Raw genomic sequence first — 18015 nt, 5'->3', positions numbered from 1 at the left:
CTTATTGGACTTATTGGTTTAAATGATATATCTAAATTATCATTCCCAACAGCAAGCGTCAATTCCCCCATTCATTGAATATTTCTATAAGTGCACCCTATAAATACCCGAACGTATCTTATTGCCGTCTTTATTCGTTTACATAAGAAATATAACGAGCAATGATGTATATGAATTTAAATTCTTGGAGGTCTGATATTATGGAAATTTCAAAGGGAATAGCGATGCTTCAGCTTGATTTTGAGGGGAATATAATTCACCCTGTTTTGATATGGGATGAAGAAATGGTTGTGTTAATTGATACCGGATTCCCTGGACAATATCACGATTTGTGTATTGCACTCGAAAAGATTGGTGTGCCGATCAGCCGACTTAAAGCAGTGATTTTGACGCATCAGGATGTTGACCATATCGGCTGTCTTCCCGAGATTTTGCAGGAGTGTGGCTCACATGTCAAGATATATGCGCATGAGCTGGATAAGCCATATATTGAGGGACAGCTCCCTCTTCTCAAAGATGGTCACCTTGAGCATCCTCCAAAAGGCAAAATAGATGAAACGGTGACTGATGGTCAGGAACTGCCGTTTTGCGGCGGCATTCGCGTTATTCATACACCTGGTCATACTCCAGGTCATATTAGTCTTTATTCGATGGAGAGCAAGACGCTCATCGCCGGAGATTCAATGTACAGTGTAGACGGCATGCTTGGAGGCATTCATGAACCTACTACGCTGGATATCGAAACGGCTCGAATCTCTTTGAAAAAGTATATCGAACTCGACATTTCATCTGTGGTTTGTTATCACGGAGGACTAACTCATAGGAATGTAAATGAACAGATCTCAGAACTTACTCAAGGGTCATAAATAGTAAATTTGCTGATCCGCGAATGGTTACGGTCTAAACCCAGAAACCATTCTTAGTCTTAGCATAGTCTTCCTATTGTTTGGCATACTGCAAAATGGCTGTAGCCGCACGAATTCGCAACTCTTCTTCTTCACTGTGTAACGCTTCTCTCAGCACCTGGAGAGCTGTCTGAATTGTGGCTTCATCTACCCCTGTTGTGAGAGAGTTCGTTGCTTCGGCTGTTATGCTGACTGCAAGACCTCGATCCAGCTGTGCTTGTGATATAGGATACTCAAACTTCGCAAGGATGGCTGAATCATTTTGCAGTGCCTGCACTTTGTCATTCAGCTCAGCGAGAGGAATACGACCCAACCATGTAACTCCGCGACGGTGACAGATCAAGTCGTTTTCTGTGCCAGCGGAATCGTCGTAATAATAATCCCCGATATCCCCAACATACGTCCATTCATCATCGCTAATTAATACATAATCTCCATCCTGCATGAGGTTACCAAACATATGTAATGTCGCGAGTGTGCTCGCCAATTCTGCTTCATCCAAGGGATAGTGTTGAACCAACAGTTCCTTCCATAGTTCCGGGGGCGTTTGCTCCAGATCCCCTGTACTTGACCAAGCAATACCAATATAATTGTCTTCCAGAAATGATGTTACTCTGTTGATTCCGTGCACGGTGGACTGGATATGATACAGATTCATGCGTACCGCCTTCCTTTCAATCATTCGTATGAACATAGTTCACCATTGTAACATTAGCGGGGTCTATTTCAAACGTAATGATCTCTTTCCCATATGGCGGGTTATGTGGACCGTAGAACGTTCTGACTTCCAGAACGGTTCGAAAGTTATAACCACCTTGTGTGCGCCTTTTAAGTTCCAATACATGGATATCATATAGACCGTAGCTAGGGACCAGCATATGATTTGCCTGATAATAGTTGGTAATCTCACGGTAAATGTATGGGTTGAGCATCGTAAGTGCTAATGGCTTATAGTTTTCTTCCTGTACGCTCTCAGGATCTGCATATGTAACATCTGTGTATAGGGAAACACTATTTATCATTAATGTTGCTGCAAATATAAAGAGAAAAATTTGTTTTTGAATTACCATACTCATCCACCTTTTTACTTTCTATTATCCCGAGCGAATGCAAAAGCATACAAAATATGATTATGATCTATTATTTATCCTTAGCTGAGTTGGAAGGTTATTCTGTCATCGGAGTGGCAAGTGTACATACTCGTTAGTTCAACTTATATAGCGTGCACCTTTGGATATAGCCCTAGGCTATAACTAGGTATAATTTAATGGAATTACATTATAACTCCGGATCTGTGATAAATTTTGTGTAACATAAAAGCAGAGGGGTTTTAAACGATGACAAAAAGTAGTGTATTGGGATATCCGCGTATTGGTGCTGATCGGGAATGGAAGAAAGCGTTGGAAGCGTTCTGGGCAGGTAAGCTGGAGGAATCAGAATTTCACGCACGTTTGCAGGAGATCCGTATCGATCATTTGCGCAAGCAACAAGCAAAAGGCATCGACATCATTCCGGTTAATGACTTTAGCTATTATGATCATATCCTGGATACGGCCGTGATGTTTGGCATTATTCCTAAACGATTTGCTTATGATGGTGGTTCCGTTCCGTTGTCCGTATATTATGGAATTGCACGGGGAACGAAAGATGCTGCAGCAAGCGAAATGACAAAATGGTTCAACACGAACTATCACTACATTGTACCTGAACTGGACGGGGCTTACCCAACTCTGACGGAGAACAAACCACTTCTCGCTTATCGTGAAGCAAAAGAAAAACTCGGCATTGAAGGAAAACCGGTTATCGTTGGACCGTTAACCTTCCTGAAGCTTTCCAAAGGCTATGATAAATCCGAGACAGACGCTTGGTTGGACCGCTTGCTTCCACTTTACACTCAATTGCTTCAGGAACTTGCAAGCGAAGGCGTTCAGTGGGTACAGGTCGACGAACCTATTTTGGTAACCAAATTAAGCGATGAAGACGTACAGCGTCTGAATAAAATATATAAAACATTTGCCGCAGCCGTTCCAGGCCTGAATATTATGTTGCAAACGTACTTTGAATCTGTCGAAAACTACAACGATATTGTTGCACTGCCAGTTCAAGGTGTAGGACTTGATTTTGTACACGGATTCTCTGGTAACACACAATCCATTCGGACATCCGGTTTCCCGGCAGACAAAGTTCTTGGTGCAGGTATTATTGATGGACGTGGGATCTGGAAAGCTTCCCTTCAAGCAAAACTGAATTTGCTGAATGAATTGACTGAGTTCGTGACACCTGAACGTATCATTGTGCAATCATCTTGCAGCCTGCTGCATGTGCCAGTTACAACAGAACGTGAGACAAAACTTACATCTGAACTGAAAAATGCTCTTGCATTTGCAGATGAAAAGCTGGATGAGATTGTTCTTTTGACTACAGCCTTATCTTCACCAAGTGCAGAGATTACTGCCAAAATAGACAAAGCAGAACTTCCTCTTCTGGCGCTTCAGCAATCCGAAGATCGGAACCGTACCGCTGTACAGAAAGCCGTTGCTTCCATCAGTGTTCAACAGCCAGAGCGCTCCCGTCCTTTTGCCGAGCGTCATGAAGCCCAACAGGCCAAATGGCAATTACCACTCTTCCCGACAACAACGATTGGTAGTTTCCCACAATCTGCTGAAGTCAGAAAAGCACGTCAGTTGTGGCGCAAAGGTGAGTTGAACAACGAACAGTATGCTGCCTTCATCCGGGAGCAGATTGATATCTGGATTAAGATTCAGGAAGAGATCGGAATTGACGTATTGGTACATGGTGAGTTTGAGCGTACCGACATGGTTGAATTCTTTGGCGAGAAACTTGCCGGTTTTGCCTTTACACAGTTTGGATGGGTACAATCATATGGTTCACGTTGCGTGAAGCCACCTATTATCTTCGGTGATGTTGCATTTACGGGTGAAATGACAGTGGAAGAAACGAAATATGCCCAATCGCAGACAGAGCGTCCTGTCAAAGGCATGCTGACTGGCCCGATTACCATCATGAACTGGTCATTCGTACGCGAAGACATTGCTCGTGAGCAGATTGCCTATCAATTGGCGTATGCGTTGAGACAGGAAGTCGAAGCACTTGAACAGGCAGGTATTGGTATGATCCAGGTTGATGAGCCGGCTGTCCGTGAAGGGCTTCCGTTGAAAGAAAATGAACAAGCTGATTACCTGGCTTGGGCAGTTAAAGCGTTCCGTATCTCCACGTGCACGGTGCATGAAACGACTCAAATTCATACGCATATGTGCTATTGCGAATTCCATGACATGATTGATTCCATTGAAGCTATGGATGCGGATGTTATCTCCATTGAGACATCCCGTAGTCACGGTGAACTGATTCATAGTTTTGAAGAAAATACGTATGAGCTCGGTATCGGTCTTGGCGTATATGATATCCATAGCCCACGAGTTCCGAGTGTGGATGAAATGAGCAGCATGATTGAACGTGCCCTGCGTGTTCTTGATCCGAAGCTGTTCTGGATTAACCCGGATTGCGGATTAAAAACCCGTGGACAGGAAGAAACGGTAGCTTCCCTGCGTAACATGGTTGACGCAACCAGAATCGCTCGTAACAATCACGCTTCAGCTGCTGTATTGTAATCGGCTGCGAAGCAGCATAACTTCAAAAGTAAAGCCGGACACCCCTTCGTTAAATGGGTGTCCGGCTTTTTATGCTTTTATTATTGTAGTTACTTTTAACGTAAATTCATTTCACTTGTAACATGGCGATCTCTGGCGTTACTGCCCCTTTTCTCACCATCCAGCGCTTACAACTAGATACTCTCTTCCAACCATTGCTGCAACGGTGTATCTTCGGTCAGTTCACCGAGCAATATATGACGGAACTCTCCGTCCTTATCAATAACCATCGTTGCCGGTAAACCTGTAATCCGATACATACCTGATAGGTTGCCCGTCACATCAATGATCACCGGAAAATCAAACGCCTGGTTATCCATAAACTCACGAATCGTCCCCTTCGATTCCCCCACGTTAACAAACAGGGTTTCCACGTCGTTCTGATAGTCCTGAGCAATCTGGTGAACGAGCGGCATCTCCCTTACACAAGGTGTGCACCATGAAGCCCAAAAGTTAATCATGACGGCTTTGCCACGATAATCCGACAGCTTGACTTGTTCGCCTGCTGAATTAACCGCTGTGAACTCAGGAGCCACGGCACCAACTTCAATGGCGTTACCTCGCTCAGACTCGGGTGTCGATACATTTTCGAAAATGGCCCATGTACCTGCTAACAATGCGATCACACCAATCAAAATTGTAAGTGTACGTCTGCTTTTAAAACTTTTTTTCTGCAATAAACTCACCTTCACTTTAAGCCAAGACTTTGATGAAATGCTGCATGGAGCGAACCGAATTGATCACGAAAGTCGTGAGTGGAGCCCTCTCCCACATTACGTCCATGGTTCATGAATATCACCTGATCCGCAATATCGTCTGCAATCTCCAGCTGATGGGTCGAGAACACGACCATGTGGCCTTCCTGTTTGATGCCCTTGAGCAGCTGAGTTAATTCCTGCATCCAGAATGGGTCCAATCCATTTGTTGGCTCATCCATGATGAGCAGTGGAGGTTTCGACAGCACAGCCTGGGCGAATAACACACGTTGGCGCATGCCTTTGGAGAAGGTCGTAACCCGGTTTTTCTTTTGATCCTCCAAACCTACCATGGTCAGTACTTCCTGTACTCTCTCCTTGGGAACTTTCCTCAGAGATGCCCAGAACAGAAGCATTTCCTCCGCACTCAGTCCTTGATTAAATTGATAATCGTCCGGCATATATCCAATCTGCTCTGAATAACGCTTGCGTTCCTTCAACCAACGTACATTGTTCACTGCAACCTCACCGGAGGTAGGCCGAAGAATTCCTGCGATCATACGCAGCACCGTGCTCTTTCCTGCACCATTCCCTCCACAGAGGGCAAGCACTTGGCCTGAAGTAATTCGAAAGGAGATATCCTCAACAATTGGTTGCTTTTTAATGGATTTGCACAGTCCCATCACTTCGAGTCCCACCTTATCCATGAGAACGCCCCCTCTCCCAGATCGCATATACCGCCAGGACAGAGAAAGCAATCCAGAATAGGCATATCCCGATGAAGATCCAACTGCCACTTGGTTGCTGCACCCACTCCACCCATCGATAATATTCTGGTCCAAGAATGGAGCCGCCTCCCAGTTTGATGACTACAAACAATCGCACCAGCTCGGCCGGATTGATGAGCGTTAGTATAATCAGCAGCGGTTTCACCCAAAGATAAGGCATCAGTCCCAGCACAGAGAGCAATAGGGTCGGCCATCCAATGACTGCGAAAAACCATACGGTCACGGATATGGTTAACGCCTGCCACCGATTGCGCGACAACGAACCGATAAATAGAGCCAGCGTCAGGAATAACAACACCAGTCCACACGAGAATGCTAGAAAGAGAAGATATGTCATGACATCCAGTGTATTCCCGATTACTCCGCTAAGGACCCCCATCAGGCCGTATCCAAACGCAACAATGGTAATTAAAACAATCGACAGCCCGAGATACTTGCCCACAATAAAAGACATCGTGCCAATGGGATACGTGGACAGCAGTTGCCAGCTACCGTCTTCTTTTTCGGATGTTAGTGAGAAGGAACCGAGGAATAGCGTCATTAATGGCAGAAGGTAGAGAATGAGATTCAACATCGAACCTGTTGTGCCCGAATATCCTTCAACCAGATTCTGCGAATTCAGAAGTAACAAGCTTAAGCTAAATGTGCAAAAAAGGATCAGAAACGAATACGCCCAAGGGTTGCGAAATCCCATTTTCACTTCTCGTCTTGCAATCTGTATCATATCTGACATCATTGATCACCATTTTCTATTGTCATACTTAGTGGCCTGACTCTTCTTTCATCTCACCTTCCTGATGCATCTCATTACCATCTCCTTCTTCACCATGTCCATGCTCATCATGCCCATGTTCACCCATCATGTCCATATTCTCTGTGTTCTGTTTCCAGTCATGAGAGGCAAGATCCTCAGCGGTCATAATGGTTCCAACACCTTGCTCTGCAATGAAAGCTTCAGCCGAGGGCTTGTCCTTAAAGTTAAGAATCCCATAGGCCATAGGTGTACGCAATGAAGCATCGTATACATACGTGGCTTTGCTGTATTCAATCCATTCCTTGTCATTATAATCACGTACATAGTCCATGCCGATGTTATCTGTGCCATTTTCTGTTTTCCACTGGTTCATGCAGCCGATATCATCGAACTTGTAATTTTGGCCGTCTTTCGTAGTGAGCTGTGTTGCATACGCATCGTCCTTCACCTGCATTTTACAGATCGCACAGATATCCACGTCTTCATTGATCGGCAATGCCGCGTATTTTGATCCGCAAGCGGTTAACAGCACCATGCCAAACATAAGTACCATGAGCAATGTCCATCTTCTGTTCAAACTTTTGTTCATTTTCGTAATACCCCCATATAGATGATTATAAAAGTTGCTATGCCCAGCAGAATTAAACCAAGCATCCACACCACATCGGAACCTGGTACCCTTTCCACTGACATGTTCAGATCAGATCCCGTATCCATGCTCATTCGTGGCGAATTGTCGGTAGTCCATTGTTCTCTGCCTTCTGTAAACAAGTCACTCAGAAAGACCATACCCGGTGATTGAAAAAAGAGCTGATACGCAGAATTTCGACTGACCAGTTGCTCATAAAAAGGATTGATGGCATAGGAGATTTCACTGATCCCATCCTGATTCAGATCGAGCCCCTGAAAGGAGTCCCAGTAGTTCTCCATCAGGACATTATTCGGGCTATCCAGCGCCGAAGCTTCAATGACATTAGACACCAATTGGTTACGTGTAAACTCATTAGCTTCTGCCAGAACAAGCTGGATGCCAACAAAATTCCGAAGCACCGCATTGCCACGAATCTCATTGCCTGAAGACTCTGCAATATTCATGCCGACACGATTACCCTCCACCACATTGTTGTGAATTGAGGATTGATGCACGTCATACAACAGAATCCCTTGGGAATGAACATTGGTACTCTGTTTGCGAAAAGAATTGCCCGATATGACCGTATTCTTGACGCCCATGATCATGGCACCTGTCATGTTCTCCTCTCCGGTATTGTCCATGACAGAAGAGCCGTCAATGTACATACAGTGGATGCCGTACCTTGTATGTAACAGCCTGTTATTTTGCACGGTAGACTTGCGACTGTTCTCCAGATAGATTCCATCCCTCATGCCGGTGATCTCATTGGCTTCAATGTAGCTATCATGGGCGTTGTACAGATCAATGCCATTGCCCTTCTGGCTACTGGAAGCAGAATCAGCCCCCATCCAAGTAATGTTGTTCCGCTGAATCGTTGCATGACTCGAATTTCGGATGATCATCCCGTACCCCTGGGTCTGAATATGCAGATCCGTGATCTCACTGTATTTCCCTTCAATCAGAATGGCTGCAGTCTGTTCATTCGCATTATGCTCAATCGTAAACCCGCTTAACTTCACCCCATCCGACTGAATAGTTATTGTAGAAGTGGTTTCCTCATTCACGACTATGACCGTAGGATCACCCTGAATGGTGATGTTCTTATCAATCGTTACAGGGCCTGAATATCGACCTGATGCAAGTACAATGACTTCTCCTGGCGCAGAACGGTCAATCATAGGCTGAAGGGGAATGAGATCACGATGTCCGGAGGAGGCAATGACTGCACCGTGTGGAAGGGATAGCAGGAGCATCATCATTCCGATTAGAAAAATGAAACCCGTAACCCGACTCTTCTTACAACTGTTGAATACACTCAAGCCTGCCCAAGGATTACTCATGATTCAAACCGCGCAATTCCGGCTTCTTGTTACAGTTGCTTATTGCTGTGGCAATGTATTCAACGGGTCTTACGTTAATCCAAAATATACGTTGGTTGTACACACCATCCCTCCATTCCACTTAAAATCAACTCTCCATGTTCCTCATCCATTGAAGCAACGTAATAAATGAAGCGTTATCACAATCCTGATCACAGTGTACTTAAAATGATATTTATTCCATATAGCTCAATTAGGCTATAGACGCTACATTTTTGTGTCGATATTGTGATGTAACCAAAAAAAGCCGCCATAATGGCGACTTCTAAGTGATCCGATTATTCAAATGGATAGGTCCAAAATGTTTCTCTGCCAAAACGTTTCTTGATTTCTTCATTATTCAGCTCACGATTTCCGACAAGCTCTGCTGCCTGGAATTGTGAACGATGGGCACGAATGGATGCCATCTTTTGACCTAAAAATCCAGTCACATCAACGAATACATCTGCTTTGCCAATGAACTGTTCATGATTATTCGAAAACGCAACACAGTGAACCACTGGGCGCTCAGCTACAGGAAGACGAGTAATCGTGCGAATGACGGCTTCTCCGGTAGCATCATGATCGGGATGAACACTGAAGCCCGGATAGAAGGTGATGACGAGCGACGGTTTCAGTTCCTCAAGCAGTGCCATAATACAATCGTCGAGCAGCTGCGGGTCTTCAAACTCAATCATTTTATCGTGAAAACCGAGCATTCTTAAGTCCTGAATTCCGATCGCTGCGGAAGCTTCAATCAGTTCTTGTTTACGAATCTCAGGCAATGTGACGCGGTTAGCAAAAGGTGGAATTCCCATGTTACGTCCCATCTCGCCTAGTGTTAGACAAGCATAGGTAACGTGAGAGCCACCTTCTATGTACTTGGCTAATGTTCCGGATACCGAGAAAGCTTCATCATCCGGATGTGGATACACCACCAAGATTCGTTCATGCTCATTGTGTATAGTATTCATGGTTATTCAATCCTCCACTTTCATCAGAACATCTCTCGGCTTAATTGTAGTGCCACAACTAGTTTACCTTGGGTGTCGTGACCAGCCAGAATCAGTCTTTCTTGGTCCTGTTCGTCAATATGTGTAAGGCCCTCGGCATAAATCCATCCCTGAGTGGTTTTGAGACCAACCCGGTATGGACCCGTACCTGAAATGGACCCCTGCGTATATCGTATGGCCGCATTGGTAATGAATGCCGATGCTGGGTGCTTCGAACTGTCATAGTGATGCGCATACGCTCCAGACGTGAGTTCGAGGTGTACGTATAAGTCCTGATCAGCAAGATTATTGATCCGGAGCTGAATATCTTGAGGTTTAATCGGTTGCATAGCGGCCTCCTTGTCTAATGTAATTGTACGAATTTCATTTTAACATAACCAGAGGAGAATATACATGGAGTGACCCTATCGCCTCTTATAGAGCGTTCTCATGATGATTCCAGTTTGAAAACAAGAACAGATTTGCGTGGTTTTTTCTCTTTTTATTCATGGATCATATCTATATTATGAAGTGTAGGCAAAAACGCCCGTGATGAAGAAGCTTAAATCTTAAATGAATCTTGCTCCAACATGTTTGGAAAGGAGTTTAACTCGACTTGAAATCTCTAATACAACTACTTCATTTTGGCTATCATCAGGCCATGAGCTGCATATTTCCCGTAGCGATCTTTGGAACACTGGCCCTGTCCAGCGTAATTCCTATTCCTTTCCTTCATCGATATGATGCCATTTTGCTCGTATTACTTGCTGTGCAGTACCTGATGTATCGAAGCGGCTTGGAAACCAAGGATGAAATCAAGGTCATCTGTGTATTTCACATTATTGGCCTGGTGCTAGAAATCTATAAAGTATGGATGGGATCATGGTCATACCCTGAGCAAGCATACAGCAAAATCCTGGGTGTCCCTCTTTATAGCGGATTCATGTATGCAAGTGTAGCCAGTTTTATGTGTCAGGTGTGGCGAAGACTGCGAATGGACATGACCGGATGGCCTGGTTTTGCACCTTCGATGCTGCTCGGAGCAGCCATCTATATTAACTTTTTCACTCATCATTTTATGCCCGATTTTCGCTGGTGGCTGACGGTGCTTGTATTCGTTGTCTTCTGGAAAACCTGGATTATTTACCGGGTACGAGCAACGACCTATCGAATGCCCTTATCGCTTGCTTTTATCATTGTTGGTTTCTTCATTTGGACTGCTGAGAACATCGCTACATTCTTCAATGGCTGGAAGTATCCCGATCAGCATGATGCATGGCAACTGGTTAGCTTTAGTAAGATCAGTTCGTGGTTCCTGCTGGTCATCATCAGTGTCATCATCGTTGCGCAGCTCAAATATGTGAAGGCCAATCGAACCGCAGATGACCCAAAGCCCATTTAACTATTTATTCTCTAACCGTAAAACAGCAGCAATCTTAGACTCGTACATAAAGTCTTCGAATGCCGCTGTTTTTTTACTGTGCCAATGCAACTGGAGATATACTTATGTCCCCCACCTGATCGGTAACACTTTCATTTGACAAAAACGACACTGGTGTCATAAAATGATCAAGAAAGCGACATTGATGTCACTTTTTTCGATTCTATTACATCAGGAGGAAGCTATGACTCAGAAATCGTTGTCCAAAAAAATGATGATCCTTGCAGGTGCACATCAGGTATTTGTTCGAAAAGGATTCCATGCTGTCACGATGACAGATATTGTGGAGCAATGCGGAATTAGCCGCGGCGGTCTTTACCGATATTTCAACTCAACAGAGGAGATTTTCAGATCCTTATTGATGGAAAGTAGCAAACAGACGCATGAAACTTTTACAGCCCAGATGGAAGCAGCTATACCATTTCAGCAGATCATGGATGCATTCTGGACAAGTCAACGGATCGATCTAACTGAGATCAATGACAGTATTATGACCGCGGCGTATGAGTTTTTCTTGTCACACCGCAATGCAGAGGATCGTGAGTTGCTTCACCGCCAACAGGATCATAGCATCACGGAGCTCAGTCGACTGATCGACTATGGGGTCCAACGTGGTGAAATACAGGTTGAGGCAAGCCACACGGCTGCTGCTCATATTGTTATTTTCCTGGAGGGACTACGAGTGCTTGCCCTGTCTACCGATCTAACTGAAGATTTTATTCGCGAACAGCTTGATTTCATCCAAATTCATCTTTATGAAAGAAGTGTGTAAGATGAACATCGCTATCTCCGTTCAGAACGTAACGAAATATTTTAAGAAAAATGAAATGATACTAGGCGATATCAGTCTGGATCTCGCTGAAGGTGAGTTTACAGCCATCATTGGCCCAAGTGGCTCCGGAAAATCCACGCTTCTCAACCTGATGTCAGGACTGCTCAGACCCTCGAATGGTCACGTCTTCATCAATAACCAGGACATTGCTGAACTGAACGAGGATGCACTTGCCGACTTTCGCAGACTGCATCTGGGGTACATTTTCCAACAGTACCATCTGCTCTCTCATCTTACGGTTCGTGAAAATATATACATTGGTCTCTCTGGAACAAGTGAACGCCACACGGTTGAGGAGCTAGCTGCTCTTCTGGGGATTGAGGACATACTGAATCAGTTTCCCGGTCAACTGTCTGGTGGGCAACAGCAGCGGGTAGCCATTGCACGTGCATTAATTAAGAGGCCTCGTATCTTGTTCTGCGATGAAGCCACGGGTGCGTTGGATGAGATGAACAGCAAAAATGTGATCGCGCTTCTTCATCTTGCCCGGCAGCAATACGGAGTGACCATTGTGTTCATCACCCATAATCCTGAAATTGCCAAGACTGCTCAGCGCGTAATTACAATCAAGAACGGCTCCATCTATCAGGATCGATTGAACGAGCACCCAATTACTGCTGCACAGATGCATTGGGCATAGATCTACTCACAATGGGAAGGCGGAAGACTAATGCGCTATCTTAACAAGCAGGTGTACCGTTTATTGAAGCAAAACCGGGGATACTCCATCCTGCTGTTTCTCATGGTGGTGCTTACTTCATTTATGTATTTTTTTGTGGAATTCTCAGTGGATCGTAATCAGGTTCGTATTCAAGAATACGCAGAGACACAACAGTTGGAGGATTTCCGCTTCCAATTGCAAGAAGATGCAGATCGTTTACGTGTGTTAGAGGAGATACATACAGATGCTATTATCGAGGAAAAAAGATTCAAAAAAGTTACACAAGACAGTACAAATTATTATCTGCTCGCTCCACCCCAGATGCTAAATGTACCTTACCTATTGGAAGGTCGACTGCCGGCAGCTTCTACGGAAGTTGCCCTAATGCCGCAGTATATGGATAAGCATGCCCTGACTGTAGGAGACTCGATTACCATGGGAAATCAGAATCTCACCATCGTTGGCTCCATGTTTTTGCCAGACTACCAATCATTTATTCCTTTCAATGACCTGAAGCAAGATTACAATCAAGCGACATTCGGTGTCGTTACCCCAGATGTGTACCATAAGATTAACGGACAGGAAGAGCGCTATTATGCAGCACAGTTCAAACTAGATGTGGACTCCGGCTCAGCTGAAGTGCGCTTAAGTAGTGACCCCGCCTTCTCATATTTGGCTTTCGATTCTGGACTTGAGAGCAGCACCGAACCACTGACCGCAATCGATTCCAATCAAAGCCTGGCCCAGAGCTTTCTCTTCTTGTTCACACTCATTACTTTGTTTATCTTCTACATGTTCTACACCCGTTTCGTCCGCCTTCACCGTCAAGATTTCGGTTGCTTCAAGGCAATGGGATATACGGCAAGACAGATCAGCCACGCACCACTTGTTTATTCACTGATCCTATCGACAGCAGGAGGACTCGTCGGGATGGTTTTGGGTTTCTTCGGTTCCTCTGTCCTAATCCATATGTATTCTCAAATGTACTCCTTCCCCTTCTGGGAAAGAGGCCTTCAACTCCGTTCTATCTTGTTTGGGCTTTTGATTCCTATCATCGGAACGGTGCTGGTTACCTGGATGTCTATCGTTCCTTTTTTGCGCCAAGAGACCTTTCATGTCATGCATAACGCGATTAAGCCTCTTCCGAATGGAAGATTAACCACAGCTCTTCAATCCGTAATTAGCCTTTTGCCGGAACGATTAAGGCTTCCTCTGCGCGTCGTGCTTCGCAAATGGAACGCCATTTTCTTAAGTGCAGCAGCAATTTTTCTGATGACCTTGTTATTTATCATGAGTTCTTCGTTGTATCAATCAAGTGGTGCCGCCCTGGAATCGCAGACGACAGGCATGCACTACATGTACGATATCCGTTATCCGGATCTGAGGGAAGATGAAGTAACCTCGCATAGCTCCAGCATGTACTACCTCAGGCAGCCCGTCCAGCTTATGGGAGTTGAGGGGCAAAAATTCTTAGTAGAGTTGGTCGGCATGGACGACCAGGGAACACAGGTTCAACTCATGGATCATGACAACACCCCCATTCTGCCTGCTGAGCTAGATGGTATTGTGGTGAGCGAGGCGACCAGTTCGTTGTATGACATCCTATCCGGAGATACCGTTCAACTGATCATTAATCATCAACCGCATAAAGTCTCTGTTCGGGAGATTAGCCGAAATGGTGAAGCAGATACGATCTATACATCCAAAACACAATTAGCGAGGTGGTTGAACGTTAGCCCCTTCATGCATAACGGGGAATACAGTAACGACAGTGCTCAGGACTCAAATGCACGAGTGGTTACTGCCGAGAACAAGTTAGCTGCTCTGCGTAGCGATGCAGTATCGAGCCAATCCAGTGCTGTCATTAATCAAGTGGCAGGGATTCTTGTCGGTTTCCTGCTGATATATCTAGTCATTTTGCTTAACGTTCAGGATAGCCATAAGGATATGCATATCCTTCGATTGCTTGGATATAGCCATCGAGACATTAACCGTACGCTCGTCGATGTATACAAACCGCTATTTGTCCTGCTGTATCTGATTGCTGTACCTTTTGCGATCCTGGTAGCACGTGCAATCTTGCGCATGATCTCATTAGAAACCGGGGATTATATCCCGTTCCAGATCCATTGGTGGATTCTAATCCTGATCCTCATACTGATTTTGCTTCAATATCAGTTGGTCGTCTCCTTATTTAAGCGAAAAGTGTTTAAGCAGACACGAGGCATGGGGCTTGAAAGTATTCCAAGTCATGAATAAGTTGTGACTATAGAATGCATAGTTGTTCTATTTGAGATGAGATTATTCAACAAATAATGAGCCAAAGCCGTCTGCCTCTTCAATGTCTTTGTTGATTAAGAGGTTCTCCTTTTCATCGTATGCTTTGATCGTATAAGGAGGAGTCGCTGATGAAGGCAGGAATGCGTACCAGATTTGTTGGTTCTCACCTGCCTCAACCAGCCTCGCATCGAAAGTTTCGGGCTTTCCATTTTGCTTGATTTCAACAGTTACACGTTTGATAGTGGAGTCTATGATGTCACCAAATAACATGGGAAACGGGGCCGATACTTTTTCTAATTTCGGTATGCTCATATAATTCAACGCAAGCTTGGATTCAACTGATTCATTAATGGAATATCCTCCACCCCATACCCATTTCCATCCAAAAATGTTCTTGCGGGTATACTCCATCTGAAGATTATTGTTGTTTTCCCGACCCTTTTTTTGTGTAAACAAAATCATGCCCCCGTCCACAGCCTCCTGATGAATGAATTGGGAGGTATAAAACTCACCTCTAAATTCTTGAACGGCCCCTTGAGGACTGTTCGCTATAGGAATACGTATAGGTTCATTCAATCCCCAAACTTTGGATATCCGTTGATCGGCTAGCCCACCAGCTCGTTCATTCATATACATATATGCTAAGATTGACAGGGGCGATAGTAAAATTATCATTGCAGTGATTAGCAAAATTCTCCTGTTACGCTTGTTTATCTCCATTTACACTCCTTATGATGATGAAATATTAAATACAATCACTCTGATATTACCATAATTAGCATATGAGTTCTTGTTCGAGTATAATTCGTACAATCAAAAAAGGCCGCCATTGGCGACCTTTCAAGTCATTCATCAAAGCTATTCTCCCAGAAAGATTACTTCCGTTTCCAATTCAACTTGGAGCGTATCATATACTTTCTTCTGAATAAATTGGATCAAATCCATATAATCCTGGGCAGTAGCGTGATCCACATTTACGATAAAACCTGCATGCTTCATGGAGATTTCAGCGCCTCCGATGCGAGTGCCCTGCAAGTTACAATCCTGAATCAGTTTACCGGCAAAATGTCCTTCGGGTCGTTTAAATACACTTCCACAAGAGGGGAATTCAAGCGGCTGCTTGGATTCTCTCAGGAACGTTAATTCCTTCATCTTGCTTGCAATATCTTCCTTGTTTCCTTTTTTGAGCCCGAATTCGGCCTCCAGTATGATATAGTGATCCATCTTGAAGAGACTATTTCGATAACCAAACTTCATCTCTTCTCGCGGGATCTCCAACACTGCGCCGTCTTTGGTGATCACAGTCGCACGTTCAACAACATCGGCGATCTGACCGCCATAAGCACCCGCATTCATGTAAAGTGCGCCCCCCGTGCTGCCGGGAATGCCACAAGCAAACTCCAATCCGGTCAAGCTATGCTCCAAAGCAAGTCTGGATACATCAATGATATCAACGCCGCTTTGCGCAATCATGCTGTCCTCATTCACTTTAATTTGATCAAAGTGGCTAAGAGAAATCGTTACTCCCCGGATGCCCCCGTCTTTAATAATGACGTTTGAGCCTTTTCCAATGACCGTCAGAGGTAACTGATGTAAGTTGGCAATTTCCACGATTTTAGTGATTTCGTCTATCGTTGTTGGATGGATGAGAATATCTGCGTTGCCACCTATTTTAATAAACGTGTGATTTTTTAGTGGTTCATTGAATTTCACTTTTTCCAAAGGTATCTGATGCTCAAAAATATTCATGATTTTCTCTCCCTGAATTCATAAAGAAATGATTGCACCATCGCGAAAATGAGATGCTCCTTCTTTATTATATGCTAAATAGGAGATTTTGTTTGAAATTATGTTGTTTTCATTATAATTAATCGCACTCTCTTTAGATTTTGAACCTTTCCGTGAGTTCCTGAAGACGTGATGCCATGCGGGCCAGATAAGAAGAAAATGAGCTGATCTTCTGGATGGAAGCAAGCTGTTGCTCTGTTGCCGCAACTACATGATTATGAGAGTTCTATGTCTGTTTGAGTCAGCTTGGCCGATAGCTCCCATAAACGAATAGCTTGCTCGGGGTCGATAGCATATTGCTTGACCCCATAGAAACCTCCATCCTCTGGAGCCAATTCACTGATGTCACAATCCTCGCAGTAGACACCGCCTTTTCCCTCAAGCTGAGGTGAAGTTGCTGCCCAGACTTGCGTCGCTGCCCCCTGCTCAGGTGTTTTGAACGCAGGGTTGGCCACTTGTCCAGATTCATCAATCCAGCCCAGAGCAATCATTTCCTCTTTTGGCATATGACGCTGTAGTGGTGTCATAATTCCGCCTGGATGAACTGAGAAAGCACGTACTCCGTGCTCTGCACCTCGACGATCAAGCTCAACGCTGAATAAAATCGTTGCTGTTTTGGACTGTCCATAGGCAGGGAATTTCTCATAACCTTGTTCAAATTGAATGTCATCCCAACGAATCGGTGAGAAATGATGTCCCGCTGATGCCAAGGAAACAACACGTGCTCCCCCCTGACTTGCGAGTGCTGGCCATAACAGATTAGTCAGGGCGAAGTGGCCCAGATGATTTGTTGCAAATTGAGCTTCCCAGCCAGGACCAACCCTCGTCTCCGGGCAAGCCATGATGCCCGCATTAAGAATCAGCATGTCAATGTTCCGATCACTCGCCAGAAACCGCTCGGCAAAAGCACGAACGCTGGATAGATCAGCGAGGTCCAATGCATCTATTTCAACACCTTCCAGACCCGAAAGTGCTTCCTTCGCAACCGCTGGACGACGTGCAGTCACCACTACACGGGCTCCCGCATTAACTAGCGCACGTGTCGTCTCCAACCCCAGGCCGGAATATCCACCCGTTACAATAGCAAGCTGTCCGGACAAGTCCATATCTCTCAATACATCCTCCGCTGTACTATTATGATTGAAGCCAGAGTCCATTTTATATTGTAAAGTTCTAGTATTATTTTCCTGTGTCATTCTGTTCATCTCCTTGGCAA

The 18015-nt window shown here is 44.7% G+C and carries 18 protein-coding genes; 6 read left to right on the top strand and 12 right to left on the bottom strand.

Annotated elements, in window-relative coordinates:
* Positions 1–200: 200 nt before the first annotated feature.
* On the top strand, positions 201–866 hold the full coding sequence (locus MHI12_RS14395; protein ID WP_405172768.1) for an MBL fold metallo-hydrolase: 666 nt from the start codon (positions 201–203) through the stop codon (positions 864–866).
* 73 nt (positions 867–939) lie between these two features.
* On the opposite strand, the gene MHI12_RS14390 is transcribed toward MHI12_RS14395, so the two are convergent.
* Both MHI12_RS14390 and MHI12_RS14385 read right to left on the bottom strand, forming a co-directional pair.
* Entirely contained in the window at positions 940–1563 is a 624-nt protein-coding gene (locus tag MHI12_RS14390) for a hypothetical protein (RefSeq protein ID WP_405172767.1), read from the bottom strand.
* A gap of 16 nt (positions 1564–1579) precedes the next feature.
* Positions 1580–1975 (bottom strand): DUF3888 domain-containing protein, encoded by a 396-nt coding sequence (locus MHI12_RS14385; protein WP_405172766.1) that lies wholly within the window; start codon positions 1973–1975, stop codon positions 1580–1582.
* Between the two features lie 267 nt (positions 1976–2242).
* On the opposite strand from MHI12_RS14385, the gene metE reads away from it, so the two are divergent.
* Positions 2243–4537: a 5-methyltetrahydropteroyltriglutamate--homocysteine S-methyltransferase gene (metE, locus tag MHI12_RS14380; protein WP_405172765.1), complete on the top strand. Its 2295-nt coding sequence runs from the start codon at positions 2243–2245 to the stop codon at positions 4535–4537.
* Between the two features lie 173 nt (positions 4538–4710).
* On the opposite strand, the gene MHI12_RS14375 is transcribed toward metE, so the two are convergent.
* The 7 genes from MHI12_RS14375 to MHI12_RS14345 form a co-directional block, all read right to left on the bottom strand.
* On the bottom strand, positions 4711–5262 hold the full coding sequence (locus tag MHI12_RS14375) for a TlpA family protein disulfide reductase (RefSeq protein ID WP_405172764.1): 552 nt from the start codon (positions 5260–5262) through the stop codon (positions 4711–4713).
* 2 nt (positions 5263–5264) lie between these two features.
* Entirely contained in the window at positions 5265–5978 is a 714-nt protein-coding gene (locus MHI12_RS14370; RefSeq protein ID WP_405172763.1) for an ABC transporter ATP-binding protein, read from the bottom strand.
* Positions 5971–6792 carry an ABC transporter permease gene (locus MHI12_RS14365; RefSeq protein WP_405172999.1) on the bottom strand — a complete coding sequence of 274 codons (822 nt, stop codon included), beginning with the start codon at positions 6790–6792 and terminating at the stop codon, positions 5971–5973. Before MHI12_RS14365 ends, MHI12_RS14370 begins: the two co-directional genes overlap by 8 nt.
* A gap of 28 nt (positions 6793–6820) precedes the next feature.
* Entirely contained in the window at positions 6821–7402 is a 582-nt protein-coding gene (locus MHI12_RS14360) for a nitrous oxide reductase accessory protein NosL (RefSeq protein ID WP_405172762.1), read from the bottom strand.
* Positions 7399–8787 (bottom strand): nitrous oxide reductase family maturation protein NosD, encoded by a 1389-nt coding sequence (locus MHI12_RS14355; protein ID WP_405172761.1) that lies wholly within the window; start codon positions 8785–8787, stop codon positions 7399–7401. Before MHI12_RS14355 ends, MHI12_RS14360 begins: the two co-directional genes overlap by 4 nt.
* A 317-nt stretch (positions 8788–9104) precedes the next feature.
* Complete coding sequence (bshB2, locus tag MHI12_RS14350; RefSeq protein WP_405172760.1) at positions 9105–9779, bottom strand: bacillithiol biosynthesis deacetylase BshB2; 675 nt, start codon at positions 9777–9779, stop codon at positions 9105–9107.
* 23 nt (positions 9780–9802) lie between these two features.
* The gene (locus tag MHI12_RS14345) at positions 9803–10147 is read right to left on the bottom strand and encodes a YojF family protein (protein WP_405172759.1); all 345 of its coding nucleotides are present in this window, start codon (positions 10145–10147) and stop codon (positions 9803–9805) included.
* Positions 10148–10413: 266 nt separating this feature from the next.
* Here MHI12_RS14345 and MHI12_RS14340 point away from each other — a divergent pair, with 266 nt between their 5' ends.
* The 4 genes from MHI12_RS14340 to MHI12_RS14325 all read left to right on the top strand — a co-directional run bounded on the left by MHI12_RS14340 (position 10414) and on the right by MHI12_RS14325 (position 14990).
* Complete coding sequence (locus MHI12_RS14340) at positions 10414–11199, top strand: DUF817 domain-containing protein (RefSeq protein ID WP_405172758.1); 786 nt, start codon at positions 10414–10416, stop codon at positions 11197–11199.
* Positions 11200–11422: 223 nt separating this feature from the next.
* Positions 11423–12010 carry a TetR family transcriptional regulator gene (locus MHI12_RS14335; protein WP_340967673.1) on the top strand — a complete coding sequence of 196 codons (588 nt, stop codon included), beginning with the start codon at positions 11423–11425 and terminating at the stop codon, positions 12008–12010.
* A 1-nt stretch (position 12011) separates the two neighbouring features.
* Complete coding sequence (locus tag MHI12_RS14330; RefSeq protein ID WP_405172757.1) at positions 12012–12710, top strand: ABC transporter ATP-binding protein; 699 nt, start codon at positions 12012–12014, stop codon at positions 12708–12710.
* 30 nt (positions 12711–12740) lie between these two features.
* Entirely contained in the window at positions 12741–14990 is a 2250-nt protein-coding gene (locus tag MHI12_RS14325; protein WP_405172756.1) for an FtsX-like permease family protein, read from the top strand.
* A gap of 42 nt (positions 14991–15032) precedes the next feature.
* Here the strand turns inward: MHI12_RS14325 and MHI12_RS14320 are convergent, their stop codons facing one another.
* The 3 genes from MHI12_RS14320 to MHI12_RS14310 all read right to left on the bottom strand — a co-directional run bounded on the left by MHI12_RS14320 (position 15033) and on the right by MHI12_RS14310 (position 17995).
* The gene (locus tag MHI12_RS14320) at positions 15033–15731 is read right to left on the bottom strand and encodes a hypothetical protein (RefSeq protein WP_405172755.1); all 699 of its coding nucleotides are present in this window, start codon (positions 15729–15731) and stop codon (positions 15033–15035) included.
* 138 nt (positions 15732–15869) lie between these two features.
* Positions 15870–16778 (bottom strand): UDP-N-acetylmuramate dehydrogenase, encoded by a 909-nt coding sequence (murB, locus tag MHI12_RS14315; protein ID WP_405172998.1) that lies wholly within the window; start codon positions 16776–16778, stop codon positions 15870–15872.
* A gap of 236 nt (positions 16779–17014) precedes the next feature.
* Positions 17015–17995, bottom strand: a complete 981-nt coding sequence (locus MHI12_RS14310; RefSeq protein ID WP_405172754.1) for an SDR family NAD(P)-dependent oxidoreductase — start codon at positions 17993–17995, stop codon at positions 17015–17017.
* Positions 17996–18015 lie beyond the last annotated feature (20 nt).

It is taken from the genome of Paenibacillus sp. FSL H8-0280, from assembly GCF_045040665.1.
Classification (GTDB): domain Bacteria; phylum Bacillota; class Bacilli; order Paenibacillales; family Paenibacillaceae; genus Paenibacillus; species Paenibacillus xylanexedens_A.
The sequence above is the reverse complement of the archived record's forward strand: the minus strand, read 5'-3'. Positions and strand labels throughout refer to the sequence as shown.